Below are 24,263 nucleotides of genomic sequence, written 5' to 3'. Positions count from 1 at the left end.
CGTTAGCAAAGCAGGTCCATCGTCGTTTGCGCCAGCACAAAGTCCACCGCAAAACAGGTATCATCGCGCCATTGCACACGATGCAAAACCCATACGTTTTTATCAGGAACACACATGACCATTAAAATCAGCCAGCAATTCGACGCCGGCGCGATCGAGGTGCTGCGCGCCGACGATGCCCAATCCATCGAGCTGAACATCCGCAAGGATTCCCACGCCGACATCACGCAGTGGTTTTACTTCCGCCTGCAAGGCGCGCAAGGCGAGGCGTGCACGATCCGCTTCATGAACGCCGGCAAGTCGGCCTACCCGGACGGCTGGAAAGATTACCAGGCCGTGGCCAGCTATGACCGCGAAACCTGGTTCCGCGTGCCTACCAGCTTTGACGGCACGGTGATGACCATCGAACACACGCCGGAAGAAGAAAGCGTGTACTACGCCTACTTCGAACCGTACCCATGGGACCGCCACCTGGCCCTGATCGACAGCGCGCAAGCGTCGCCGCTGGTGCGCCTGATCGACCTGGGCAGCACAGTGGAAGGCCGCGACATGAACCTGCTGGTGGTCGGCGACGCCGATGCCGAGAAAAAAGTCTGGGTCATCGCGCGCCAGCATCCCGGTGAAACGATGGCCGAATGGTTTGTCGAAGGCATGCTCGAAGCCTTGCTGGACCAGGCCAATCCGTTTGCCCGCCAGTGCCTGCAAGACGCCGTCTTCTACGTGGTGCCGAACATGAACCCGGACGGTTCCGTGCACGGCAACCTGCGCACCAACGCGGCCGGCGCCAACCTGAACCGCGAATGGATGACGCCGACCATGGAGCGCAGCCCGGAAGTGTTCCTGGTGAAACAGAAGATGCATGAAATCGGCTGCGACCTGTTCCTCGACGTGCATGGCGACGAAGGCTTGCCGTACGTCTTCGTGGCTGGCAGCGATGCGCTGGAAAATTTCACGCCAGCACAAAAAGCCGAGCAAGACCGCTTCATCGCCGACTTCAAGGTGGCCAGCCCCGACTTCCAGGATGAGCACGGCTACGAAGACGGCCCGTTCACGCCGGAAGTGCTGACCATGGGTTCGCCCCACATCACCCACGCCTTCGGCTGCCTGTCGCTGACCCTGGAATTGCCGTTCAAGGACAACGCCAACGATCCTGATCCGCAAACGGGCTGGAGCGGCGCCCGCAGCGCCGCCCTGGGTGCAGCCGTGCTGCAGCCTATCCTGTCCACCTTGCGCGCCTGAGCGCCAGGGCCGAAGCGGCCCGCTTGATCCCATGCCCCGCTCGCCGGGGCATTTTTTTGACCGCACGGCAAGCGTTGCTGCCCGAGCAGTTTTTTTTCCGAACATCTTGCCTACCAGAAATTGTCGTCTTACACTGAACAACAGAATCGGGCCGCGCCTGCGCGGCGCCGCACGAACATACCGCCGGGTGGGTCGCCATGACTTCCCGGCCACCGGAAAGACGCATCCACGGCCCGATCCCTGCCGAGCTAGCTTTATGTAACGCAAACTGACCGCATCAGCATCGTCAAGCACGGACGCCGCTAGTCCGCAGGACGATGCCGAGCGCACGCTTTCCGCTTTTCGCCGAGGATGAATGCCCTATGTCTACGCTTAAAATCAGTACGCGCCTGGCCTTGAGTTTCGGCCTGATCATTGTCCTGCTTGCCATGGTGGCATTTGTTTCCATGAGCCGCATCCACAGCATCAATGCCTCGACGGAAAAAATTCTCAACGACCGCTATGTCAAGGTCATGCTGTCCAATACGATACAGTCCGAGGTCAATGTCCAGGCCCGCCTCCTGAGCATCGCCATCATCGGGGCCAACGATGCCGACGAAGTCAGCAGTTCTGTGGCCAAGGTGCAGGCATCGGTCAAGAAGAACGTGGAGCTGCTGGCGCGCCTGAAAACCCTGGTCAACACGCCCAAGGGGCAGGAGCTGTTCCAGGCCGTGATGAACAGCCGCGACACGTATGGCAAGACGCGCGATGCGAATATCAAGCTGTTGCAAGAAGGAAAATCAGAAACGGCGGGCATCTTCCTGCTGACGCAGCTGCGTTATCCGCAAGAAAAATTCCTGACGGCACTGGCGGCCATGGCCAGCTTCCAGGAATCGCTGATGGAAACAGAGGGCAAGCAAGCCGCCGCCGATGGACGCATGGCCATCATCCTGACCCTGTCGCTGTCGATCGCCGCGACACTCATTGCCGTCGCGCTGGCCATCCTGATCAGCCGCTCCATCAGCCGGCCCATCGGCGAAGCCGTCAAGGTGGCGCAGCGGGTGGCGGCTGGCGACCTGTCGGTCAGCATCGATGCGCGCGGCAACGATGAAACGGGGCTGCTGCTGCGCGCCCTGAAAGAAATGAATGACAATCTGCAAGGCATCGTGGCCCGCGTGCGCCATGGCACGGATGCCATCGCCCATGGTTCGCGTGAAATCGCCTCCGGCAATATGGATCTGTCTTCGCGCACGGAACAGCAAGCCAGCTCGCTGGAAGAAACGGCGTCCTCGATGGAAGAACTGACGTCGACCGTCAAGCAGAATGGCGAAAACGCGCGCCAGGCCAACCAGATGGCACAATCGGCCGCCAGCGTGGCCAGCAAGGGCGGGCAAGTGGTGGCGGAAGTGATCACGACCATGGATTCCATCAATGCCTCGTCGAAGAAAATCGTCGACATCATCGGGGTCATCGACGGCATTGCCTTCCAGACCAATATCCTGGCCCTGAATGCGGCCGTGGAAGCGGCCAGGGCCGGCGAACAGGGACGGGGCTTTGCCGTGGTCGCCACGGAAGTGCGCAACCTGGCGCACCGTTCCGCCTCCGCCGCCAAGGAAATCAAGATCCTCATCGACGATTCCGTGCACCAGGTCAATCTCGGCAGCACCCTGGTGAACCAGGCGGGCAGCACCATGGAAGAGATCGTCAACAGCGTGCGGCGCGTCACGGACATCATGGCCGAGATCACGTCCGCCAGCAACGAGCAGGAAGCGGGGATCGAACAGATCAACCAGGCCATCACGGAAATGGATGCCGTGACACAGCAAAATGCGGCCCTCGTGGAAGAAGCGGCGGCCGCATCCGAAGCGCTGCAGGACCAAGCGGGCATCCTGGCCGAAGCCGTCAGCGTGTTCAAGCTCGACGGCACGCAAGCGCTGCCGCCGGTGCAGGTTCAAACCATCCGCACCCCGGCACGCGCGCCAGCGAAGCTTGCCGCCACACCACGCGTCACGGCCACTGCCGCACCCGCCAGGAACGCCGGCAAAGCGGGGGCACTGGCCGTGGTCGCCGATACCGATTGGGAAGAGTACTGACACCATCCCCGGCCGCAGCAAACTCAGCCCTTGGCCACCTGGCGCAGGGCATCGACCAGCCGGTCCAGGTGCGACTCGGGCGTAAAAATGCCCGGCGTGACGCGCACGCACGCACCGCTGGCCAGGCCGTCGCGCGGCACGGCAAAGATGCCGTGTTGCTGCACCAGCTTTTTCGACAAGGCAAAATTGTCCGCCACGCTGGTCTTGCCCTTTAAGCGGAACGAGGCGATGGCGCTCGTCAGGCGCGGGTCGCTGGATGCCAGCACCTCGATGCCATCGATGCCACGCGCCGCTTCCACCCAGCGGTTGCGCAACAGTCGCAGCCGCGCCTGCTTGTTGGCCACGCCGATCTGCGCGTGCAAATCCAGCGCCGTTGGCAGGCTCAGGTAGGCGGCGAAATTCACCGTGCCCGTGTGCACGCGGGTGCGGATATCGTCGCCCGCCTTCCCCCCCCGCGGTTCCCCCATGTAGGGGTCGATATCGGCCAGCCTGCCCCGCTTGACGTAGGCAGCGCCCACGCCGACGGGCGCGCCTATCCATTTGTGCAGGTTGATGCCGGCAAAGTCCGCCTGCAGGTCGGGTATCGTCATGTCCAGCTGACCGAAACCGTGCGCCGTGTCGACGATGACATCGATGCCCCGTGCACGCGCCAGGCGGCTGATTTCGGCCACTGGCAAGACCATGCCGTTGCGGTGATTCACATGCGTGAGCAGCATCAATTTCAGCTTCGGATGACGTTCCATGGCGGCAACATAGGCAGCAACCACATCGTCATGCGTAAACGGTTCCGGCATGGCAATCGACACCACCTGGGCGCCGCGCCGCTGCTGCAGCCAGCGCGTGACGGTGATCATATTGTCGTAATCGATATCCGCGTACAGCACCGCATCGCCCGGCTGCAAGCGGTTGTAGCCGGCGATCAAGACTTGCAGCGCTTCCGTGGCGCCCCGCGTCAACACGATTTCATCGATACCCACGCCCAGCGCCTTGGCCGCCGCCGCGCGCGCCGCTTCGAAGTCGGCGGGAAAGCGCATGCGCGCATACCAGGCGTTGTCGCGGTTGACCATGGCCAATTGCTGCTGGTAATGCGTCAGCACGGGCCTGGCCATCGAACCCCAGAAGGCGTTGTCCAGTTGCACGACGGCATCGGTGGTGTCATATTGCGCGGCCACGGCCTGCCAGTATGCCTGGTTGCTGGCCAGGGCTTGCGGCGTGCTGCCGGCAGGCACTGCGGGTAACAGCGCCGGCAGGGTGGCGGATGCCGCCGATCCTGGACCCGCCGTCAAGGGCAGCGCCGCCGCCAGCGAACCCGCGCGCAGCAAGGCGCGGCGTTGTGGATTCATCATCATTTCCTTAAAATTTCACTTTGTACTCGACGTACAGGTTTCGGCCGTCCGTGTCGTACGGCGCATTGCGCGAATAGATCAGACCGCGGCTGGCCTGGAAGCTTGCTTCATCGGGATACTTGTCCAGCACGTTGTCGATCCCCACGCGCACGGACTGCTTGTCGCTGATCTTGTAGCTGGCCGCCAGGTCGAGAAATTGCATGGCGCCAAAGCGCTGGAAGATATCGCCCGTCGCATTGCCGGAATTGTCCGTCCATGCGCCGTAGTAACGCACGCGGGCCAGGGTATTCCAGTTGCCCAGGTCATAGTTGCCGCTGATGGTGGCTTTCTGGCGCGGCAGGCGCTCTTCGAACACCTGGCGCTGGGCCGGATTGGTCACCAGGCTGGACTTGCCGCCATCGACCTTGGTGGTGTTGTAGTTGTAGGCCAGGGTCAGGTTCAGCTTGCCATCGCCGATACGGCTCAGGTGGCTGCCCACGATATCGATGCCACGCGTGGTGGTGTCGAAATCGTTCGTGAAATAGCTGACCGAGGTGTAGCGCAAGGGATTGGCCACGCCAGCTGGCACGGCAAACGCGGCGGACGTGCTGAAGCGGTCGCTGACCTTGATGTCATACACGTCGATGGAACCGGAAAAGCCGGCTGGTGTCTTCCAGGTAAAGCCCAGCGACAGGTTTTTCGATTTTTCCGGTTTCAGCGCCTGCGCACCGAGCAGGATGGCCAGCGGGTCGTTGTTGGCCAGGCGGCCGCTGGTAAACAGCAGCAGGGTCTTGGTGTCGAGGCCTTGGTTCGTGCTGTTGGTATTCGACTGACCGGGCGTTGGCGCGCGGAAACCCGTCGAATAGGAGCCGCGCAGGGCCATGTCCGCGCTCAGGGCGTAACGGGCCGACAACTTGCCGTTGACGGTGCTGCCAAATTCCGAGAAATGCTCGTAGCGGGCCGCGCCGCCCAGGCTCAGGGCCTTGCTGACGGGCACTTCCACGTCCAGGTAGGCCGCATAGCTGTCCTGGCCCCAGCTGCCCGCCTGGCGGTCGCTGAAACCCGGCGCGCCGTTGGCGTTCGCGTCCAGGCCGATGGCCGCGCCCGGACCCACCGTCCAGGACGCCGCATCGCCCGCCTTCACGCCATACGTTTCATTGCGCGCTTCGGCGCCAAACGCAATATTCACCGGTTGCGGCAAGGACGCCACGGGTAACTCATAGTTGAAGTTGGCGTTGAGAATCTTTTCCGCCTGCGACAACTGCCCCAGGTAGAACGACGTCGGACTGGCCGGCCCCATCGACGCGTTGATGGAATTGGCCAAGTGATAGTCGATGCGGTTGCGGCCGTAGGAAGCGCTCACATCCCAGCCGAAGCTGTCGCTGAAGTGACCACGCACGCCGGCCACCAGCTGCACATCATCCTGGTCGTTCGAATAGCTGGGGCTGAAACCGAGCGGGTAGATGCTGCGCAAATCCCAGCCGGGGAACAGGTTGCTGGTTTTATACGCGCCCGTGCTGGTGTCGGGATTGCGCCAATTAAAATCCGAGGTGCCGTCGCTGCGGCTGAACAGGCCGAAACCATACAGTTCCGCCGTGTCGGACAGGGCCATGCTGGCATTGAAGCCGATGCGCTTGCTATCGAGCTCAGGCTGGCCCCAGCGCTGCACGGGATTGGGCACCTTCAGTTCCGGATGGGCATTTTGAAAAGCGATGGCGTCGGCCCGCTGGCGCGTGCGCGAGGTGGGGTCGGACTGGGTCAGCGCGCCGAACATCGTCACCTTGCCCGTCTCGCCAAAGGCAAAGCCCGTCTTCAGGTTAAGCTCGTTGCCCTTGCCATCGCCTTCCGAATATTGCGAGTGATGCAAGGAAAGCTCCGTACCCAGCGTATCGTCGAGGATGATGTTGATCACGCCGGCGATCGCGTCGGAGCCGTACTGGGCCGAGGCGCCGTCGCGCAGCACTTCGATGCGCTTGATGGCGGACACGGGAATCTGCGCCAGGTCGGGTGCCTGCGCGCCGCGCGCGCCCAGCAAGGCGCTGCGGTGAAAGCGCTTGCCGTTGACCAGCACCAGGGTCTGGTCCGGCGACAGCCCGCGCAGGGTGGCGGGACGCACAAAGACTTGCCCATCGGCCATCGGCAAACGCTGCACCACGTACGAGGGCACGAGTTGCGCCAGGACATCATTCAAATCCGACGATTCGACGGCGCCGATATCTTCACGGTTGAACACATCCACGGGCGCCATGGTGTCGAACTGCGTGCGGTTGCTGCCGCGCGTGCCGGTGACGATCACGGCTTGCGGGGCGTCAAGGGAGCCGCTGGCGGAGGCTGGGTCAGCGGACGCATTGCCATGGGCTTGCGCCTGATTGGCGAACAGGACAGTCATGGCACACATCAGGGCCGCCGCGCGGGCGATGCGGGTACGGGAACAGGTCATGGGGATAGTCTCTATGCAGTGATCGATCAAACAACTACGCGCATACTGCAAGACTCGCATCTTGCATGAAATATCACGAAGTTCGGCCTACTTACATTAAAAGCATCTAAATTGCGCAAATAACGTCAGGTGGCCACATCATACGAAGCGAATATTTCCGCCGTATGACGCAACGATCACTGCACGGAAAACCATAGGGGCAAGAAAAAAGGCACCAGCGGCGCCTTGTGACAAAGAGGAATGATCCGCTCAGCCGCCCGCCACCACCATGCTCTCGATGAGGATGGAACCCGTCTCTTTGGTACCGCGGCGCAGCACGTCGGCGCCCACGGCCACGATGTTGCGCAGCATGTCCTGCATGTTGCCGGCGATGGTGATTTCTTCCACCGGGTACTGGATCACACCGTTTTCCACCCAGAAACCAGCCGCGCCGCGCGAATAGTCGCCCGTCACGTAGTTGGTGCCTTGTCCCATCAGTTCCGTCACCAGCAAGCCCGTGCCCAGCTTTTTCAGCATGGCACTAAAATCGTCGCTGGCAGCCGTCAGGTTCGAGGTCAGGTACAGATTGTGCGAGCCGCCCGCGTTGCCCGTCGTCTGCATGCCCAGCTTGCGGGCCGTGTATGTCGACAGGAAATAGCCTTGCACCACGCCATCCTTGACGACGTCGCGGCTGACAGTCTTGACGCCCTCTTCGTCGAACGGCGCGGAACCGACGCCGCCGATCACGTGCGGGTCTTCAAAGATCTGCACGTGCGAGGGCAACACTTGCGTGCCCAGTGAATCGTTCAGGAAAGTGGACTTGCGGTACAGGGCGCCGCCCGAGGTCGCTTGCACATAGGTCCCCAGCAAACCGGCCGCCAGCGGCGCTTCGAACAGCACGGGACAGGTGCGCGTGCCCAGCTTGCGCGCGTTCAGGCGCGACAGGGCGCGCTCGGCGGCGTAGCGGCCGATGGCTTCCGGACTCGACATTTTGGCGGCGTCGCGCACGGACGAATACCAGTCGTCGCGCTGCATCTTCGCCCCCTTGCCGGCGATGGGCGCCACGGACAGGGTGTGGCGCGAAAACGGGTAGCCGCCGATGAAGCCGCGCGAATTGGCGGACACAAAGTGCGATTGCTGCACGTGCACGCTGGCCCCCTCGCTGTTCGTGATGCGCGGATCGACGGCGAACGCGGCCGCTTCGGCCCGCTGGGCCAGCACGACGGCTTCCTCGGCGGAAATGCGCCATGGATAAAATAATTGCAAGTCGCGGGGCGCCATTTCCAGCATGTCGGCGTCGGCCAGGCCGGCGCAATCGTCCTCGGCCGTGAAGCGGGCGATGTTGTAGGCGGCGTCCACCGTGGCGCGCAGGGCGGACGGCGAGAAATCGGAGGTGCTGGCATTGCCGCGCTTCTTGCCGACAAACACGGTCACGCCCATGCCCTTGTCCTTGTTTTGCTCGATCGTTTCGATCTTGCCTTTTCGGACAGAAACGGACAGGCCACCGCCTTCGCTGACTTCGACGGCAGCGTCGGTGCCGCCCGCTTCCCGCGCAAAAGACAACACATCACGGGCCAGTTGCTGCAATCGCTCTTGACTATGGGTAAATACGGAGTCGTTCATGCGCTGTTTTCTTCGGAAAGCCGCTAAAAAGGTTATCATAGCAGTCGTTTACAGTTTACAGGTGCGGCCTACGCGGCCAATCCCGCCTTATCATGCCAAATCCAAACCGGGGAGCTTGCGGCTTCCAATCCACCGAATTCGAACAGGAATATGAACGTCCTTCGAAGTCGGAACTCAAGCGCCAGATGACCGTCCTGCAAAAGCTGGGCGAAGAACTCGTCAATGAGGCACGCGACCGCGTCAAGCGCGTCCCGATGCCGGAAGACGTGCGCGACGCCATTCTCGAATGCCAGCAAATCAAGGACCACGAAGGCCGCCGCCGCCAGCTGCAATACGTGGGCAAGAAGATGCGCACCCTGGATGAAGAAGAAGTTGCCGCCATCCAACGCACCATCGATAGCTGGAAAGGCTTGTCGAAAGCCGACACGGCCAATATGCACGCGATGGAACGCCGCCGCGACAAACTCTTGACGGACGACAAGGCCCTGACCGTCTTGCTGTCGGAAAACCCGGAACTGGACGTGCAGCACTTGCGCACCCTGATCCGCAATGCCCGCAAGGAGCAGGCCGAGAACAAGCCGCCAAAGGCCTACCGTGAAATCTTCCAGATCTTGAAAGAGATCGCCAAGAAGAAAAACAGCGGCAAGAAAGATGCCGACGAAGATGACGTTGAGCAAGAAGACGACGAATAAACCCCAGCTCTTGGGCTTGGGTTGACAAAAACCGGGAACCAACCCGGTTTTTTTACGACATAGACAGGTGCCCCATGACCACGATAGAAGACGAATTGATTATCGGCCTCGTGTCGATCTCGGACCGCGCCAGCGGCGGCGTGTATGAAGACCTGGGCATCCCGGCCCTGGAAAGCTGGTTGTCCGCCGCCATCCGCACGCCTTTCCGCCTGGAAAAGCGGCTGATCCCGGACGAGCGCTCGCAGATTGAAAACACCCTGATCGACATGGTCGACCTGAGCCACTGCCATCTGATCCTGACGACGGGTGGCACGGGCCCGGCGCGGCGCGATGTGACGCCGGACGCGACCTTGTCCGTCGGGACCAAGGAAATGCCCGGCTTCGGCGAACAGATGCGCCAGATCAGCCTGCAATTCGTGCCGACGGCGATTTTGTCGCGCCAGGTGGCCGTGATCCGCGAGACGCCCGAGCGCGCCGCCCTGATCATGAACTTGCCCGGCCAGCCGAAAGCCATCAAGGAAACCCTGGAAGGCTTGAAGGATGCCGACGGCGTGCAACTGGTCAACGGCATCTTTGCCGCCGTGCCGTATTGCATCGACCTCATCGGTGGTCCCTACATGGAAACCGACCCGGCCATCTGCAAGGCCTTTCGTCCCAAATCGGCGCTGCGTCCGGCGCAACCTTTACCTGAGGAAAATACATGAGCACCTTGCTGGAAACCATAGAACTCGACAGCGCACCGAATCCCACCGTCTCCATCATCTGGATGCACGGCCTGGGCGCCGACGGCAACGACTTCGTACCCCTGGTCAAGGAGCTCGACCTGCGCGGCTGTCCCGCCATCCGTTTCATCTTCCCCAGCGCCGGCACCATGCCCGTCACCATCAACAACGGTTATGTGATGCGCGCCTGGTACGACATCCGCGAGAACGACCTCGTGCGCCGCGAAGACGAGAACGGCTTGCGCGCCTCGCAGGCGCAGGTCGAGGCGCTGATCGCGCGCGAAAAGGCGCGCGGCATTCCCGCCAGCCGCATCATCCTGGCCGGCTTCTCGCAAGGCTGCGCCATGACATTGCAAACGGGCTTGCGCCACGCTGAACCGCTGGCCGGCCTGATGTGCCTGTCCGGCTATCTGCCGCTGGCCGACAAGATTGCTCTTGAGCGCACGCCGGCCAGCCTGCAGGCGCCGATCTTCATGGCGCACGGCACGGCCGACCCCGTGGTGCCGATCGCCCGTGCACAACAGTCGCGCGACTTGCTCACCGGCATGGGTTACAAGGTGGAATGGCACGAATACAGGATGCAGCATTCGCTGTGCCAGGAAGAGATCGACGCCATCGGCGCGTGGCTGAAGAAAGTATTGGCTTAAAGTAAAACAGGCGCCGTGTGCGCCGCGCCTGTCCATCCAGCTACGCCTGACACATGCTCAGGCTGGCAGCGGTGGCACGCCCAACGCCGGCACCGCCGTCTGCGCGCCATTCATCACCATGGCCAGGAAAGTGTAGTAGCCATTGATGCCCATCAAGTCGACCACGCCATGCTCGCCGAACAGCGCCAGCGCGCGCGCATACGTGGCGTCGCTGACGCGCTTGTTCTGCTGCAGCTCGATGCAAAAGTCGTGCACGGCTTGCTCATCGTCTTTCAGGACAAGCGGCACCTGCCGCGCCGCGATGGCGTCCACGGCCGCTTGCGCGATGCCGTTCTGCACGGCCAGCGGCGCGTGGATGGCCCACTCGACTTGCTGATCCCACTGGCGCGCCGTCACCAGAATCACCAGTTCCGACAGGCGCGTGCCGATGGCGCTGCGGTAGCGCAAATATTCGCCCATGCGCTGCGCCGTTTCCATCAGCTCGGGGCTGCGGATCAGCGGCACGAAGGGGCCGTACAACGCCCCGCGCGGACCGTCGATGATGGCTTGCGCGGCCGCCCGCTGCTGCGCGTCGAGCTGCGCCAGAGGCAGCGGCGGCAAACGGTCGATATCGCTACCGGCCATCAGGCCGTCCAGGCGACCACGTCCTGCTGCTGCTCGCCCAGGCCGGGGATGCCCAGGCGTATGCTGTCGCCTTTTTTGAGGAAACGCTGCGGCTTGCGGCCCTGACCCACGCCCGGCGGCGTGCCCGTGGCGATGATGTCGCCCGGTTCCAGGGTCATGAATTGCGACAGGTAGCTGATGATCTGCGCGACAGTAAAAATCATGGTTTGCGTATTGCCCGTCTGCATGCGCTTGCCATTGACTTCCAGATACAGGTCCAGGTCCTGCTCGTCGATGACTTCATCGCGCGTCACCAGCCACGGGCCGACGGGACCGAAGGTGTCGCAGCCCTTGCCCTTGTCCCACTGGCCGCCCCGCTCCAGCTGGAACGAGCGCTCGGAGATATCATTGACGACGCAGTAACCGGCCACGTATTTCAGGGCATCCTCTTCGCTCACGTATTGCGCGCGCGTGCCGATGACCACGCCCAGCTCCACTTCCCAGTCTGTCTTCTTGGAACCTTTGGGCAACACGACATTGTCGTCCGGGCCATTCAGGCAAGTGATGGCCTTCATGAAGACGATGGGTTCGGCCGGAATCGGCATGCCGGACTCGGCTGCGTGATCCGCGTAATTGAGGCCGATGCCGATGAACTTGCCGACTTTCGCCAGCGGCACGCCGAAGCGTGGATTGCCGCGCACCAGGGGCAAGGTCTTTTCGTCGAGCTTGGCCAGCTTGCGCAGGGCCTTGTCGGACAGTTGTGCGCCGTCAATATCGGCGATCACGCCGGACAGGTCGCGCAGTTTGCCTTCTTCATCGATCAGGCCCGGTTTTTCCTTGCCTGGACGTCCATAACGAACGAGTTTCATAGTCTTCCTTGGAGTTGATCATTGCCGCTGAGCCGGCCGCCATTTTACCGGATGGCGCGGCACGCCTGTAGCGGCGAATGAAAAACATCGCAAGTCCCGGCAGTTGCAAGGCCGCCAGCACGCCAAACGCCGCCTGGTACGCCTGCGGCGGATACTGCTGCAGGCCGTTCAGGGGCCAGCAGCCGAGGATCAGGCCAAAGCCCGCCTGCACGAGGAAGGCGCCCGTGAAAATGAGCAAATTGAGGCAAGTGGCCGCCCGGCCCGTCAAGCCGGCAGGCATGCTTTGCGCGACGATCGCATACTCGAGCCCCGTCACCGTGCCCAGCAGTGTAAACAGCACGGACAGCAAAGGCAGGCTGGGCACCACATTGCATGCCATTGCCACTTGCACGGCAACAAACAGGACGATGCCGGCGCCCGCCACTTGCATGGGTGCAATACCACGCCGCCCGGCCCATTCCGTCAGCATGCCCATGCCGATGGCGCCAAAGATGACGGCCGCCATGCCCAGGTACAACAGATACGCGACATTGTCGTCGGACAAGCCGCCCACGTCGGCCAGCCAGCGCCCCACCCACAAGCCCTGCACGCCAAAGAACACCGTGTGCGGCAGCAGGATCAGCGCGATGGTGCGGCGAAAACCGGGATCGCGATACACGCTCCAGACGCTGACCTTGCTCACCGTGCGGGCGGCGGCGGTGGACGCGGGCAGGGCCGGCGACAGCAGGCGGATCAGCAAGCCGATGGCCAGCGCCGCCAGCGCCAGGCCCAGGAAGACGCCGCGCCAGTCCGTGTAGTGCAGGGCCAGCTTGACGGGCATGGTGGCCGTGGCCGCGCCCAGGCCGCCCACGGCGATCAGGTAGCCATGCACGGACGGCAGGCGCGATGGCGCGATGGCGCACGAGATCGCTTTCACGGCAGCCATGAAGCAACCGCCCAGCCCCGCCCCCATCAAGGCGCGCGCCCACATCAGCTCGGCAAAGCCGTGGCCCCGGCTGAACAGCCACACGCCCAGGGCCGCCAGCGCCAGCAGCCACAGTTGCACCGTGCGGGGGCCGTAGCGGTCGAGCGCCATGCCGACCGGCAGTTGCACCAGCGCAAAGGCGAGAAAAAAGGCGCTGGTCAGCAGGCCCAGCTGGGCTGGCGTCAGGGCGATGGCGCCCAGCAGTTCCGCCGTCAGCACGGCATTCACGCCGCGCAGCAGGCACGACAGGTAATGCCCGAGCGCGAACGGCAGGAACACCAGGCAAAATACGGCCACGCCGGAACGGGCAGGCGCACCGGCGGCGGGCATGCTCAGGCGGCCTGTGCCAGGCGGATGATTTTGTGCGGCACGTGCGGCACAGGCTCATCCGTTTCAAAGAAAAACTTCTCGTGGCCAAAGGCCGGCTTCAAATCGTCCATCCACGTCGCTTCCGCATCAAATGTCGCATAAAACGGCCGGCGCACCCAGTCCGGGTTGCGCGCCTGCAAAAATTGCAGGGCAAACAGTTTTTCGCCATTGATGGTGACGATGCCGTCGATGACGATCTTGCCGGGAAAGGCGCTCATGGAGGGTCCGCGCACCGTGCGCGACAGGCCCGACACCATCTGGTAGGCAGCCTGGAAAATCGCGTGCGCCTTCGCCAGGGGCAGTTCGAAATAGCCGCGCGGCCCCGTGTCCCGTTCGACGAACATGTAGTACGGAATCGCTCCCAGCCGCGTGCCCGTCTGCCACAGTTCCGCCCAGCTTGCCGGATCTTCGTTGATATGGCGAATCAGCGGCCCCTGTATGCGCAAGGTGGCGCCCGTGGAGACGATGCGTTTCACGGCTTGCTGGGCGATGTCCTGGCGCAACTCGACGGCATGGCTGTAATGGCCCATCACGGCCAGGTTCTTGCCCGCCTTGACGACGCGCTCGAACAGGCGCAGCAAGTCATCCGCATCGCGGTCGGAGACGAAGCGCTGCGGCCAATACGCCACCGCCTTGGTGCCGATGCGAATGTTCTGAATATGTTCCAGGCCCGGCGCCAGCAGCGGCTCCAGGTAGCCGGCCAGTTGCCGCGTATTCATGATCATCGGGTCGCCGCCCGTGATCAGCACGTCCGTCACTTCCGGATGCAGTTTCAGGTAGGCGGCCAGCTCATGCGACTCGTGCGCATCGAACTTCATGTCGTCCATGCCGACGAACTGGGGCCAGCGGAAGCAGAAGGTGCAATACGCGTGGCACGTCTGGCCCGCGCTGGGGAAAAACAGCACCGTCTGCGCATATTTATGCTGCAGGCCGCGCACGGGTGCGTCGTTGACCTGGGGCACGTTGTGCGTCATCTGGCCAGCCGGATGGGGATTCATGCCCAGCCGCAAGCCATGCACATAGGCGTCGATGGCGGCCTTGTCACGCTGCACCAGCACGAGATCGCGCAAGTGCGCGTACTGCTCGGGCGGTAGCATGTCGCGGTGGGGAAAGACGAGGCGGTAGATGGGATCGTCCGGGATGTTGTTCCAGTCGATCAGCTGATCGAGCACATAGGCATTGGTGCGAAACGGCAAGACGTGCGAGACCACTTGCACGGCCTCGCGCTGCTCGTCCGGCAGCCATTCCCACTGCCGCGCCTGTTGAATGGTTTGCCGCGTATACGGCTTGAACTTGGGTGAAAACGGCTCGGTAATGAATGCGGACACGATCGGCTCCTTGCCAATAAATAGCGATAACTTCCATGAAACCAGCCCCATAACGGCCAACTCATGCTGTGAAAGTCATCATAGTTCTTGCCTTTCGGAACCAAATTGCTAGATATCAACAAGCGGTCGATACGTTGCACGCTGCCTACAGGCAACACTTTAGTTTGTTCCATCGCAATTTGAGACGGCCCCCGGCGACGTAAATTACGACTTGGCAACACATCCCTCGATATCTCAAGGAGCTTTCATGAAACGCTTATTCACGGGTAGTCTGCTGTGCCTGGCATTTGCCGGCGGCAGCGTCAGTGCCGCCGTCGAACCGACGGAAAAAGACGCCATCGCCATGGCCGAACGGGGCGCCGCCTTCATGAAGGCGCATGGCAAAGAAGAAATGATGAAGAAAATTACGGCGAAAGACCCGGACTTCGTGCAGGGCTCGCTGTATGTGGACATGCGCGACATCAAGACGGGCATCGTGCTGGCCCACCCCATCAATCCTTCCATCGTGGGCAAGGATTTGACGGATGTGCCCGATGCGAATGGCAAGAAATATCGCCGTGAAATCATTGAATTAGCGCAAAAGCAGGGCAAGGGCTGGGTCGACTATCAATACAAGAATCCCGTCAGCGGCAAGATCGAGCCGAAGACCACGTACATCCTGCGCGTCAACGACGTGGTGCTGGAAGCGGGGATCTACAAGAAATAGGGCAAGGGCGGCGCGCACGAACGCCGCGCGCCGCCTGCGGTTGGAATAGCCATAGCCAGGAGTCAAGCATGCTCAATCGATTACGCATCGGACCAAAATTATTGCTGGCGCCCGCCCTGGTCTTGCTGCTGCTGATACTCAGCTCGACCGGCGCCTGGTATGGCATGGTGCGGCAAAATGCCTCGCTGGAAAACATGGTGCGGGTGCGCATTGCGCATCTGAAGGCGGCCGCCGACGTACTGGGCGAGGCCAGGCATGTGCACGGCAATATGTACCAGTTGCTGTCGTGGACGAATGGCAGCTTCGCCAAGGCCCGCCTCGATGCCCTCGAACAACAGATCAAGGCGCGCCACGCGGCCATCGGCAGCCAGCTGGCCACGCTGCGTTCCACGGCCACGGGCGCCGAGCGCACCCTCGTCGATGCGGCCATTACTGCACTGGCCGGCTATCGCAGTGCAGTGCTGGAAACCATGGAAATGGCGCAGATGGACCAGTCGATCGCCACCAATTCCATGCTCAAGGCGGAAACGCAATTCGGCCAGTTCAATACCCAGCTGGCGCAACTGTCCGCGCTGGAAACGACGCTCAGCAGCCAGGCCCATGCGACGGCCAGCGCCGAGTTTCGCCGCCTGGGCTGGAGCCTGTTGCTGACAGTGGCGCTATCGATCCTCGTCTCCATCGTGGTGACCATGCTGGTGCGGCGCGCCATGCTGGTGGAAATCCGCGGCATTGCCGATGCCGTGCAAGACCTGGCGGCGGGCAAGCTGCTGGCCGGCGCGCCCAAGCAGGGCAATGACGAAATCGCCGCCACCTCGCGCGTGCTGGACCAGACCATCGCCCACCTGAACCAGACCTTGCGCACCATCATGGGCGCCGTGCAATCGATCGACACGGCCTCGCACGAAATAGCCACCGGCAATCTGGACCTGTCGGCGCGCACGGAAATGCAAGCCAGTTCGCTGGAAGAAACGTCGAGCGCCATGGAAGCGCTGACGCTAGCCGTCAATGACAATGCCGACAACGCCCAGCTGGCCTGCGAGCTGGCGGGGCAAGCCTCCACCCTGGCCGTGCAAGGGGGCGTGTCGATGCAGCAAGCGGTGACGACGATGGCGACAATTCGCGCCAATTCGCGCCAGATCGTGGATATTATCGGCGTGATCGATGGTATTTCCTTCCAGACCAATATCCTCGCGCTGAATGCGGCGGTGGAAGCGGCGCGCGCGGGGGAGCAAGGGCGTGGCTTTGCCGTGGTGGCGTCCGAAGTGCGCACCCTGGCGCAGCGCTCGGCCCAGGCTGCCAAGGAAATCAAGACCCTGATCGCCACCTCCGTCGCCACCATCGATGGCGGCAGCGCCGCCGTGCAGCAAGCGGGCGACAGCATGGGCGCGATTGTCGCCTCGGTGCAGCAAGTCAACGAGATCATCCAGCGCGTGAAACAGGCCAGCGCGGAGCAGGCGTCGGGCATCACGGAAGTGAATCAGGCCGTCACGCAAATGGATGACGTTACTCAGCAAAATGCGGCCCTGGTGGAGCAGGCGGCGGCAGCGGCGGCCAGTTTGCAGGACCAGGCCGTCAAATTGTCGGCGGCCGTGGCCGTGTTCACCCTGGACGAGCGCACCGCCGCGCCGGCAGGCCATGTCGAAGACGAGACATTCCAGCATCCGGCCGGCCCCGCCAAGGGAACGGACCGGCGCGCGCTGCACAGCCCGCTACGCAGCATGCCGGGCCTGCGTGGCGCCAAGGATGCGCCACAGCGCCGGCACAGCTAGATGACAGGCGCGCGCATCGGCTTGCTCAGATAGGGCGAGTTGGCCAGCACGCAACGCCACGGCGTGTCCATCGCCCTGGAAATGCCGATGCGCGAGCCCGCCTGCACCCTCACCTCTTCCTCACGCCCCAGCAGGATGAACGGTGGCGCATCGAGCGCCAGCCGGTTCTGCAGATGGCTCACACCGGGCGCCTGGCGCACCTTGCCCCGCCTTGAAAACAAATAAAACTTGCTCTTTTTATCACCAACCCCAAGCCAAGCCGCATCGTAAAATGACGAAAATGGCGGCTGGACCAGGCCAAAACAGGGATTTTTGCGAGAATATATTGTAGATATGAACTATTGCCATGCATAAACAGCGATAATCGTCGGGCACTGCGCCAGACGCCCATGAGGCGGGCAGCGGCAGCGCGCGACAGATAACCACCGGGCACAAAAATGATGATGAAAGCGTGATGATGAGAGCGGCAGCGCAAAAGCAGGTAGTGCAGGAAGATCCGGTTGATGCCCTGATGCGTTCCATCCGCATCCCGCCACGTCCCAGCCTGCTGGTCGACCTGCAGCGCGAACTGGCTGAACAAGACCCGTCGCCGCGGCGCATCGCGCGCATCATCGCCGACGACGTCGGCATGTCCGGCGCCCTGCTGAAATTGGCTAATTCGCCGTTCTATGGCGCCGCGCGCAAGGCCAAGTCCGTCGAGCAAGGCATCAACTTTCTCGGCATCAACCAGTGCAGCGCCATGATGACGGGCTTGCTGGCACGCCAGGCGCTGGAAGCGGAAGGCGTGGAGCTGACCAACTTCTGGGATGTGTCGGCCAAGCGCGCGCGCGCCCTGGTATTCACTTCGCGCAAGCTGCGCATCGCCCCGCCCGACATCGCCCACACCTTCGGCCTGTTTTGCGACATCGGCGTGCCCTTGCTGATGAACCGCTTTCCCGACTACGTCAACACGTATGCGGCGGCGGCCAACGATGCGCACAATTGTTTCACGACCCTGGAAGACGCGCGCCACCAGACCAACCACGCGGCCATCGGCTGCTTGCTGGCGCGTAACTGGGGCCTGTCCTCCGATGTGTCCTGGGCGATCTTGCACCACCACGACTACACGGTGCTGGCCGACCCATCCACGGATGATGCCATCCGTTCGCTCGTCGCCCTGTCGCTGCTGGCCGAAAAGGGCATTCAGCGCTACCATGGCAACAGTACGTCGCTGGAGTGGGACAAGGGCGGCGAGCTTGCTTGCCAGCATCTTGGCCTGTCGCAGGAAGAAGCCGCCGACCTGCTCGACGAATTGCACGAGATGTTCGATACCGACCATTGAGGTATCAGGCGGCAGCGTCCGCCTGTATGATCTGTCCCGGCGCCTGGCCAAGCCATGGCGCCTGTTTCCGTTTGCCTGACCCGTCTTTCTTAACCTGTTGATCGCCATGCCCAAAAATAAGCGCCCTGTTCCCCGTAAATCCGCCAACACGCCTGAAGACAAGGATGAAGCCGTCACGCGCATGCTGTGCACGATGGCCCTGAACCTGGCTGAGCAGGAAGACAGCGAATCGCAGGGCACGGTGCTGGCCGAGCAAGCCGTCGAGTTCGGCCGCCTGATCCGCAAGGCCTTGAATCAAAAGAAGGATGAAATCCTGTACGACGCCGTCGAGCGCGCCAAGTACGAAGACGTGGGCGCCTACCAGTATTTGCGCAGCCATATCGAGGAAGCGGCCTCGATTTCCGTGATCCGCCGCGAAAATGCGCCGGCCATGGAAATCAACGCCTTCGTCGTGCCCCTGCTGGTGCAAAGCACGGGCGGCCTGAAGGAAGCGGACAGCTTCCAGGACCAGGACGCATTCGAAGCGCTGGTGAACAGTTTTCAGCAGGCAGAACTGGAAAGCGCCAAGGCCAAGGTGGTCTTGATGAGCCACGCCTACGACCTCGATGAAATCGACCGCATCACGTACAGCCACCTGCACGAGATGGTGCGCGATGCGTACTCTTCGATGACAGACAAGAAAATCGTCGCCACGCCGGGCCTGGAAAGCAGCATCGTTGGCTGGAGCGAGACAGCCTTCGGCCCGCAAGACACGGCCGTCGAACTGCGCTTCCTGCTGGGCTTTGCCTTGAAACGCGTGGATGACCCGTTCTATGCGGAACCTAAGGACGAAGCGGCGCTCGACGCCTGGTTCGACGCGCGCATGGCCCGCTATCAGCAGTGGACGACGCAAGTGGGCGATCTGGTAAAACGCTGCCTGGCGCCCGCCGGCAGCGCCCTGGAAGTGAGCTTCCTCTACCAGGATCTGTTCCACGGTGGCAAGGAACAAGGCATGAGCGAGTATGCAATGCTGCAGATGATGTCGGGTATCAACCACGCGCTGGCGGAAAACAACGTGGAGCCTGGGGATGTCTCGGTGGTCGTCGGCCCGGCCGATGAACACGGCGAAATGCTGCTACGCGTCAACGTCAGCACGGCGGGCGGCGAGCTGCTGCACAGCGCCGACAAGCCGCTGGACCTGGCCGCCGACCTGCAGGACGAAGTCGACGACATCTGCGATGCGCTGGCCACCATCGGCGTTACCAGCTTGTCCGTGGCACTGAAATTCGACGCCAAGGGACAGCCGCTGGAAGCGCAGCCGTACGCGCCGGCGTAAGCCTCCTCCCCTCGCCGCCTGTCACCTCGACAAGCCGCAGTTCTCAAGATACCATCTCCCGTTAGCGTGCGACCAGCCTGTCGCACCTTCCGGAGATGCGCATGCCCCAGCCGCAACTGATCAATATTGCCACCCATGTGCTGGCCGGCAGCGCCGCCATCGGCCTGGGGCTATTCCTGGTGGCCAGCGCCAAGGGCACGCCGCAGCACCGCCGCCGCGGCAGGCTGTTCGCGTGGCTGACCTTGCTGGTCTGCGCCACGGCTGCCATCGGCAATCTGCTGTTTGACTATCGCCCCGTCTTTGCCGTGCTGACCGTGCTGGTGCTGTACCAGTTGCTGAGCGGCTGGCGCGCCGTCTACACGCGTGATAGCGGTCCGCAAGCCGTCGATGGCGCGATGACGGCAGCAGCACTGGTGGCGGGCGGGCTGATCCTGTTGCGCCTGCAGCACGATGCGTCCGGACAGCAAGCCATCGTCGTGCTGTCATCGCTGGGCGGCCTGGCCACCATCGTCGTCTACGACGGGGCGCGCTGGGCCTTTCCCCGCCGCTGGCATGGCGTGTTGTGGCGCTATGAACACATCTACAAGCTGCTCGCCTCGCTGTTCGCCATGCTCTCGGCCGCCGCGGGTAACCTGCTGCGCATGGGCCAACCCTGGACGCAACTGGCGCCATCCGTGCTGGGCTTGATCTGCATCGCCTGGTTCTGGCGGCGCCAGTACCAGCAGGAACAGGCGCGCCGCCCCGTACACCGGATCGCCGCCTGACACCACTCATCCGCTACGCAAAGACAGCCACGCCTGCAATTTCTGCGCATACGCCAAGGTGTAGGCCGGGCTGCTCGACGGCAAGCTGACGATGCGGTAGCGCTGCGCGTGTTCGCCCAGCACCTTGACGCCCAGCTTCGCTGCCGTGCCGCCGTTGAAGGCGATCGTCTGCAGCTGCGGCAGGCTGGCGGCCAGGGCTACCAGGTCGTTATCGTCGCGGGCGCGGATATTGCTATCCAGGCTGCCCGTGCGCTGCGCCTGCGCCACCACGTCCCACAGGCCCACGCCCCGCGCCAGCAAGGTGCGCAAGCGCGTCTCATAGGGCAGGCTGGTCAGGTCCACGTCCAGCACTTCGCCCAGCAGCCTCCAGAACTTGTTTTGCGGATGCGCATAATACTGGCTGTGCGCCAGCGATTTTTCGCCGGGCAGGCTGCCCAGTATCAACAGGCGGGTGTTGGCATCGACGACGGGATCGAAACAGCGCTTGCGCGGGTCGGCGGCAGCTTCTGGCAAAAGGGCTGGGCTATTCAAATGCGGCGTCCGGAAAGGGAAATGAACGAGCATTTTACCCGGCCACGCGACGGTGTAGAATTCCCGGACAACCTTCCCCCACAAGAGACCGCCCATGCGCACCATCGACACCCTGCTGGCCCAGTATGGCGACAGCCACCGCAACCACGTCAATGAATGGGTGCACATCGTGTGCGTGCCGCTGATCGTTTTCAGTCTGCTGGGGCTGCTGTGGAGCGTGCATCCCAGCGTGGCGCTGCTCGGCGGTATTCTGGCTTTATACTATTATTTCAAGCTGTCGCGCCCGTTCGCGGCGGGGATGCTGGTCATGCTGGCCGCCATGCTGGGCCTGCTGCTGATGATGCCCCCGCTGACCATCCTGCCCGTGTCGCTGGCGCTGTTCGTGCTGGCCTGGATAGGCCAGTTCATCGGCCACCAGATCGAAGGCAAGAAACCGTCGTTTCTGGACGACTTGCGCTTTTTACTGGTGGGGCCGCTGTTCGTGCTGGGATTCTTGTACCGGCGCCTGCGGCTGGCGTATTGAGCGAAAAATGGTCATGTGGTCATGTGGTCACGCTGGGCCGGTAACAGATTTTTACTATTCGCAAGTAGTTATTTGCAGCAAGTGTCCTTATGATAAGTCATCATCAGCCGGTCGACGCAATCGGCAACTAACTTTTGTCCAAGGGAGTCCCACATGAAAGCACCAATCATTGCAGTGGCATTGCTCGCCACCCTGGCCGGCTGCGCCGTACAACCGAACTCGGCGAATGTGTACAACGCGCGTCAGGCGCAGAATGAACAATCGGTTCGCATGGGCACGGTTGAATCCGTGCGCCAGGTAACCATCGACAAGGGTGAGACGGGCACGGGCGTGCTGGCTGGCGCGGCGCTGGGCGGCGTGGCTGGCTCGACAGTCGGTGGCGGCAAGGGCGCTATCGCGGCCAGCATCCTGGGCGCCGTTGCCGGCGGCATGGCGGGCAAAAGCATCGAAGCGAACGCGTCCAACAAACCCGGCCTGGAAATCACCGTGCGCCTGGACAATGGCGACATGCGCGCCATCGTGCAAGACGCGGACGAACTGTTCCGTCCGGGCGAGCGCGTGCGCCTGCTGTCCGATGGCCGCAAGACCCGCGTCACGCATTAATCTGCTTGCCGGCGCATGCGCTCAGCCGAATGCGCCGGCAGCGAGCAAGGCGGAAGGGTGCAGCCAGACGGCAAGCACGGCAGTCACGACAACATACACAAACACGCTCCATACTTTGATCTGCAGTGAGACTGGCATGGCGGTCCCTTTTCAAAAATTCAATTCAGAGAATATTTACTTGATATTAATATAAATATTTTCATAAATTCAACATTTTCCAGAAGCACTGCGCTGGCTCAATGCCCGGCTGTCTCCTGACGGCACATTGAGCAAGCTCGACCAAGACTCGCCATCCCCGCGCGATGCCCGTATACTTGCGCGATGTCCTCTCCTCTCCTGTTCATCATTGCCTGCCTGATCTGGGGCTCCACCTTCTGGGCCATCACCTTGCAGCTGGGCGATGTCGCCCCCGCCGTTTCCGTGGTCTACCGCTTCGGCCTCGCCTCCGCCACCCTGTTCGCCTGGTGCGCCGTGCGCGGCGACCGCTTGCGCCTGCCCTGGCGCGCGCAAAAATGGATGCTGCTGCAGGGACTGGCCTCGTTTGCGCTCAGCTATGTCTGCACCTACAGCTCGGAGCAATACCTGGTCTCGGCCCTCGTCAGCGTGCTGTTTGCGCTGATGGTGTTCTGGACGCCATTGCTCAACCGCATCGCTTTCGGCACGCCGATTACCTGGAGCACCTGCTGCGCGGCGTTTGTCGCCATCTGCGGCATCGTGCTGCTGTTTTACCAGTCCATCGGCGCGGCGCTGCACGATATTCTGGGAGGCGGCAATGGCCATTTTCTGCTCGGTTTCATGCTGGCCCTGGTGGCCACCGTGTCCAGCACGGCAGGCAATGCCCTCGTCATGAAAGTGCGCGAGCATTCCGGCAACGTGATGCTGACCATGGCCTGGACCATGCTGTGGGGCACCTTGATGGTGGCCGCCTGGGCCATCGCCACGGGCCAGTCCTGGCAGTTGCCCGCGCGCCCCAGTTACTGGATGGGATTGCTGTATCTGGCCATCTTCGGCTCGGTGATCGCCTTCAGCGCCTATTTCACCTTAATCGCCCGCATCGGCACGCAAAAAACCGTGTATATCGGCGTCGTCACGCCCGTCATTTCCGTGCTGCTGTCGGTGCAGCTCGAACACTACCGTCCCGCCCCCATCGAATGGGTGGGCATGGTGCTGTGCCTGTCCAGCGTGGCCTGGGCCCTGACGTCGGGCGCGCGCAAGACGAGCAGCATTGCGTCCCTTTCCACCACTCCACCAACAAAGGCAACATGAGCACCTCTTCCTCCCTCGCCATCCGTCCCGCGACCGCATCTGACGTAGCCGCCATCTTTGGCATGATCCATGAACTGGCCATGTTTGAAAAACTCGAACACATGATGATCGCCAGGCAATCCATGCTGCACGACAGCCTGTTCGGCCCCCATCCTGCATGCGAAGCGCTGGTCGGCACGGAAAATGGTGAAGTAGTGACGTTCGCCCTGTTCTTCCATAATTTTTCCACCTTCCTGTGCCGCAAGGGCCTGTACCTGGAAGACCTGTACGTGAAGCAATCGGTGCGCGGCAAAGGCTATGGCAAGCAGATGCTGGTGGCGCTGGCGCAACTGGCCGTCGCACGCGATTGCGGCCGCTTCGAATGGTCGGTGCTGGACTGGAATGAAAACGCGATCAACTTCTACAAGGGCATGGGCGCGGACGTGATGCCGGACTGGCGCATCTGCCGGGTCGCTGGCGATGCCTTGACGCAATTGTCGGCGGGCACGCCAAAAACCATCGCATTGGAACTGTAGCAAGCGGAAGCGATTGGTGGCCGAGAAGCGGCACTGTACGCAGTACGGGGCCGCCGAGGCAGCGAGCATCGCAGGCCG

The 24,263-nt window shown here is 62.4% G+C and carries 23 protein-coding genes; 14 read left to right on the top strand and 9 right to left on the bottom strand.

From position 1 onward, the window contains the following. The first annotated feature begins 114 nt into the window (after positions 1-114). Positions 115-1,239: a M14 family metallopeptidase gene (locus tag AC54AF_RS04570; RefSeq protein WP_034746346.1), complete on the top strand. Its 1,125-nt coding sequence runs from the start codon at positions 115-117 to the stop codon at positions 1,237-1,239. Positions 1,240-1,601: 362 nt separating this feature from the next. Then, entirely contained in the window at positions 1,602-3,311 is a 1,710-nt protein-coding gene (locus AC54AF_RS04565) for a methyl-accepting chemotaxis protein (protein WP_496635568.1), read from the top strand. A 23-nt stretch (positions 3,312-3,334) separates the two neighbouring features. On the opposite strand, the gene AC54AF_RS04560 is transcribed toward AC54AF_RS04565, so the two are convergent. The 3 genes from AC54AF_RS04560 to pmbA all read right to left on the bottom strand — a co-directional run bounded on the left by AC54AF_RS04560 (position 3,335) and on the right by pmbA (position 8,678). Continuing rightward, on the bottom strand, positions 3,335-4,654 hold the full coding sequence (locus AC54AF_RS04560; RefSeq protein WP_496635567.1) for an aminotransferase class V-fold PLP-dependent enzyme: 1,320 nt from the start codon (positions 4,652-4,654) through the stop codon (positions 3,335-3,337). A gap of 10 nt (positions 4,655-4,664) precedes the next feature. Then, a complete protein-coding gene (locus tag AC54AF_RS04555; RefSeq protein WP_496635566.1) occupies positions 4,665-7,076 on the bottom strand; it encodes a TonB-dependent receptor plug domain-containing protein in 2,412 nt (803 codons plus the stop codon). A 249-nt stretch (positions 7,077-7,325) separates the two neighbouring features. Then, positions 7,326-8,678 (bottom strand): metalloprotease PmbA, encoded by a 1,353-nt coding sequence (pmbA, locus tag AC54AF_RS04550; protein WP_496635565.1) that lies wholly within the window; start codon positions 8,676-8,678, stop codon positions 7,326-7,328. 92 nt (positions 8,679-8,770) lie between these two features. Here pmbA and yjgA point away from each other — a divergent pair, with 92 nt between their 5' ends. The 3 genes from yjgA (at position 8,771) to AC54AF_RS04535 (ending at position 10,739) form a co-directional block, all read left to right on the top strand. Then, positions 8,771-9,370: a ribosome biogenesis factor YjgA gene (gene yjgA, locus AC54AF_RS04545; RefSeq protein WP_496635564.1), complete on the top strand. Its 600-nt coding sequence runs from the start codon at positions 8,771-8,773 to the stop codon at positions 9,368-9,370. A 74-nt stretch (positions 9,371-9,444) separates the two neighbouring features. Continuing rightward, a complete protein-coding gene (gene mog / locus AC54AF_RS04540) occupies positions 9,445-10,074 on the top strand; it encodes a molybdopterin adenylyltransferase (RefSeq protein WP_035822340.1) in 630 nt (209 codons plus the stop codon). Next, entirely contained in the window at positions 10,071-10,739 is a 669-nt protein-coding gene (locus tag AC54AF_RS04535; RefSeq protein ID WP_131685612.1) for a dienelactone hydrolase family protein, read from the top strand. The genes mog and AC54AF_RS04535 overlap by 4 nt, the downstream gene beginning before the upstream one ends. Positions 10,740-10,796: 57 nt before the next feature. Here the strand turns inward: AC54AF_RS04535 and AC54AF_RS04530 are convergent, their stop codons facing one another. Genes AC54AF_RS04530 through AC54AF_RS04515 form a run of 4 tightly spaced genes read right to left on the bottom strand, consistent with a single transcriptional unit; the run spans position 10,797 to position 14,872 of the window. Further along, on the bottom strand, positions 10,797-11,363 hold the full coding sequence (locus tag AC54AF_RS04530; RefSeq protein WP_496635563.1) for a carboxymuconolactone decarboxylase family protein: 567 nt from the start codon (positions 11,361-11,363) through the stop codon (positions 10,797-10,799). Beyond that, on the bottom strand, positions 11,363-12,211 hold the full coding sequence (locus tag AC54AF_RS04525; protein WP_496635562.1) for a fumarylacetoacetate hydrolase family protein: 849 nt from the start codon (positions 12,209-12,211) through the stop codon (positions 11,363-11,365). The genes AC54AF_RS04530 and AC54AF_RS04525 overlap by 1 nt, the downstream gene beginning before the upstream one ends. Then, a complete protein-coding gene (locus AC54AF_RS04520) occupies positions 12,156-13,505 on the bottom strand; it encodes an MFS transporter (protein ID WP_496635561.1) in 1,350 nt (449 codons plus the stop codon). The genes AC54AF_RS04525 and AC54AF_RS04520 overlap by 56 nt, the downstream gene beginning before the upstream one ends. Before the next feature lie 2 nt (positions 13,506-13,507). Beyond that, positions 13,508-14,872 (bottom strand): KamA family radical SAM protein, encoded by a 1,365-nt coding sequence (locus tag AC54AF_RS04515; RefSeq protein WP_496635560.1) that lies wholly within the window; start codon positions 14,870-14,872, stop codon positions 13,508-13,510. 247 nt (positions 14,873-15,119) lie between these two features. On the opposite strand from AC54AF_RS04515, the gene AC54AF_RS04510 reads away from it, so the two are divergent. Continuing rightward, on the top strand, positions 15,120-15,578 hold the full coding sequence (locus tag AC54AF_RS04510; RefSeq protein ID WP_070301115.1) for a cache domain-containing protein: 459 nt from the start codon (positions 15,120-15,122) through the stop codon (positions 15,576-15,578). A 68-nt stretch (positions 15,579-15,646) separates the two neighbouring features. Further along, the gene (locus AC54AF_RS04505) at positions 15,647-17,347 is read left to right on the top strand and encodes a methyl-accepting chemotaxis protein (RefSeq protein WP_496635559.1); all 1,701 of its coding nucleotides are present in this window, start codon (positions 15,647-15,649) and stop codon (positions 17,345-17,347) included. On the opposite strand, the gene AC54AF_RS04500 is transcribed toward AC54AF_RS04505, so the two are convergent. Continuing rightward, a complete protein-coding gene (locus tag AC54AF_RS04500) occupies positions 17,344-17,529 on the bottom strand; it encodes a hypothetical protein (protein WP_496635558.1) in 186 nt (61 codons plus the stop codon). The two genes, AC54AF_RS04505 and AC54AF_RS04500, sit on opposite strands and share 4 nt — an antisense overlap. Before the next feature lie 272 nt (positions 17,530-17,801). Here AC54AF_RS04500 and AC54AF_RS04495 point away from each other — a divergent pair, with 272 nt between their 5' ends. The 3 genes from AC54AF_RS04495 (at position 17,802) to AC54AF_RS04485 (ending at position 20,747) form a co-directional block, all read left to right on the top strand. After that, the gene (locus AC54AF_RS04495; protein ID WP_070254599.1) at positions 17,802-18,668 is read left to right on the top strand and encodes an HDOD domain-containing protein; all 867 of its coding nucleotides are present in this window, start codon (positions 17,802-17,804) and stop codon (positions 18,666-18,668) included. Positions 18,669-18,774: 106 nt separating this feature from the next. After that, positions 18,775-19,983: a hypothetical protein gene (locus AC54AF_RS04490; RefSeq protein ID WP_496635557.1), complete on the top strand. Its 1,209-nt coding sequence runs from the start codon at positions 18,775-18,777 to the stop codon at positions 19,981-19,983. A 101-nt stretch (positions 19,984-20,084) separates the two neighbouring features. Continuing rightward, positions 20,085-20,747, top strand: a complete 663-nt coding sequence (locus AC54AF_RS04485; protein ID WP_496635556.1) for a DUF2306 domain-containing protein — start codon at positions 20,085-20,087, stop codon at positions 20,745-20,747. A 6-nt stretch (positions 20,748-20,753) separates the two neighbouring features. Here AC54AF_RS04485 and AC54AF_RS04480 read toward each other — a convergent pair whose 3' ends face one another. Continuing rightward, a complete protein-coding gene (locus tag AC54AF_RS04480; protein WP_496635555.1) occupies positions 20,754-21,278 on the bottom strand; it encodes a DNA-deoxyinosine glycosylase in 525 nt (174 codons plus the stop codon). Between the two features lie 94 nt (positions 21,279-21,372). On the opposite strand from AC54AF_RS04480, the gene AC54AF_RS04475 reads away from it, so the two are divergent. From AC54AF_RS04475 to AC54AF_RS04460, 4 genes are all read left to right on the top strand, one after another. Further along, positions 21,373-21,801 (top strand): Mpo1-like protein, encoded by a 429-nt coding sequence (locus tag AC54AF_RS04475; RefSeq protein WP_131685620.1) that lies wholly within the window; start codon positions 21,373-21,375, stop codon positions 21,799-21,801. A 153-nt stretch (positions 21,802-21,954) separates the two neighbouring features. Next, complete coding sequence (locus AC54AF_RS04470) at positions 21,955-22,404, top strand: outer membrane lipoprotein (protein ID WP_034780449.1); 450 nt, start codon at positions 21,955-21,957, stop codon at positions 22,402-22,404. Between the two features lie 321 nt (positions 22,405-22,725). Then, on the top strand, positions 22,726-23,670 hold the full coding sequence (locus tag AC54AF_RS04465; RefSeq protein ID WP_496635554.1) for a DMT family transporter: 945 nt from the start codon (positions 22,726-22,728) through the stop codon (positions 23,668-23,670). Continuing rightward, positions 23,667-24,185: a GNAT family N-acetyltransferase gene (locus AC54AF_RS04460; protein ID WP_496635553.1), complete on the top strand. Its 519-nt coding sequence runs from the start codon at positions 23,667-23,669 to the stop codon at positions 24,183-24,185. The genes AC54AF_RS04465 and AC54AF_RS04460 overlap by 4 nt, the downstream gene beginning before the upstream one ends. Positions 24,186-24,263: the final 78 nt, after the last annotated feature.

It is taken from the genome of Janthinobacterium sp. JF4 (assembly GCF_059617925.1).
This window is presented reverse-complemented; position numbering and strand designations above follow the sequence as displayed.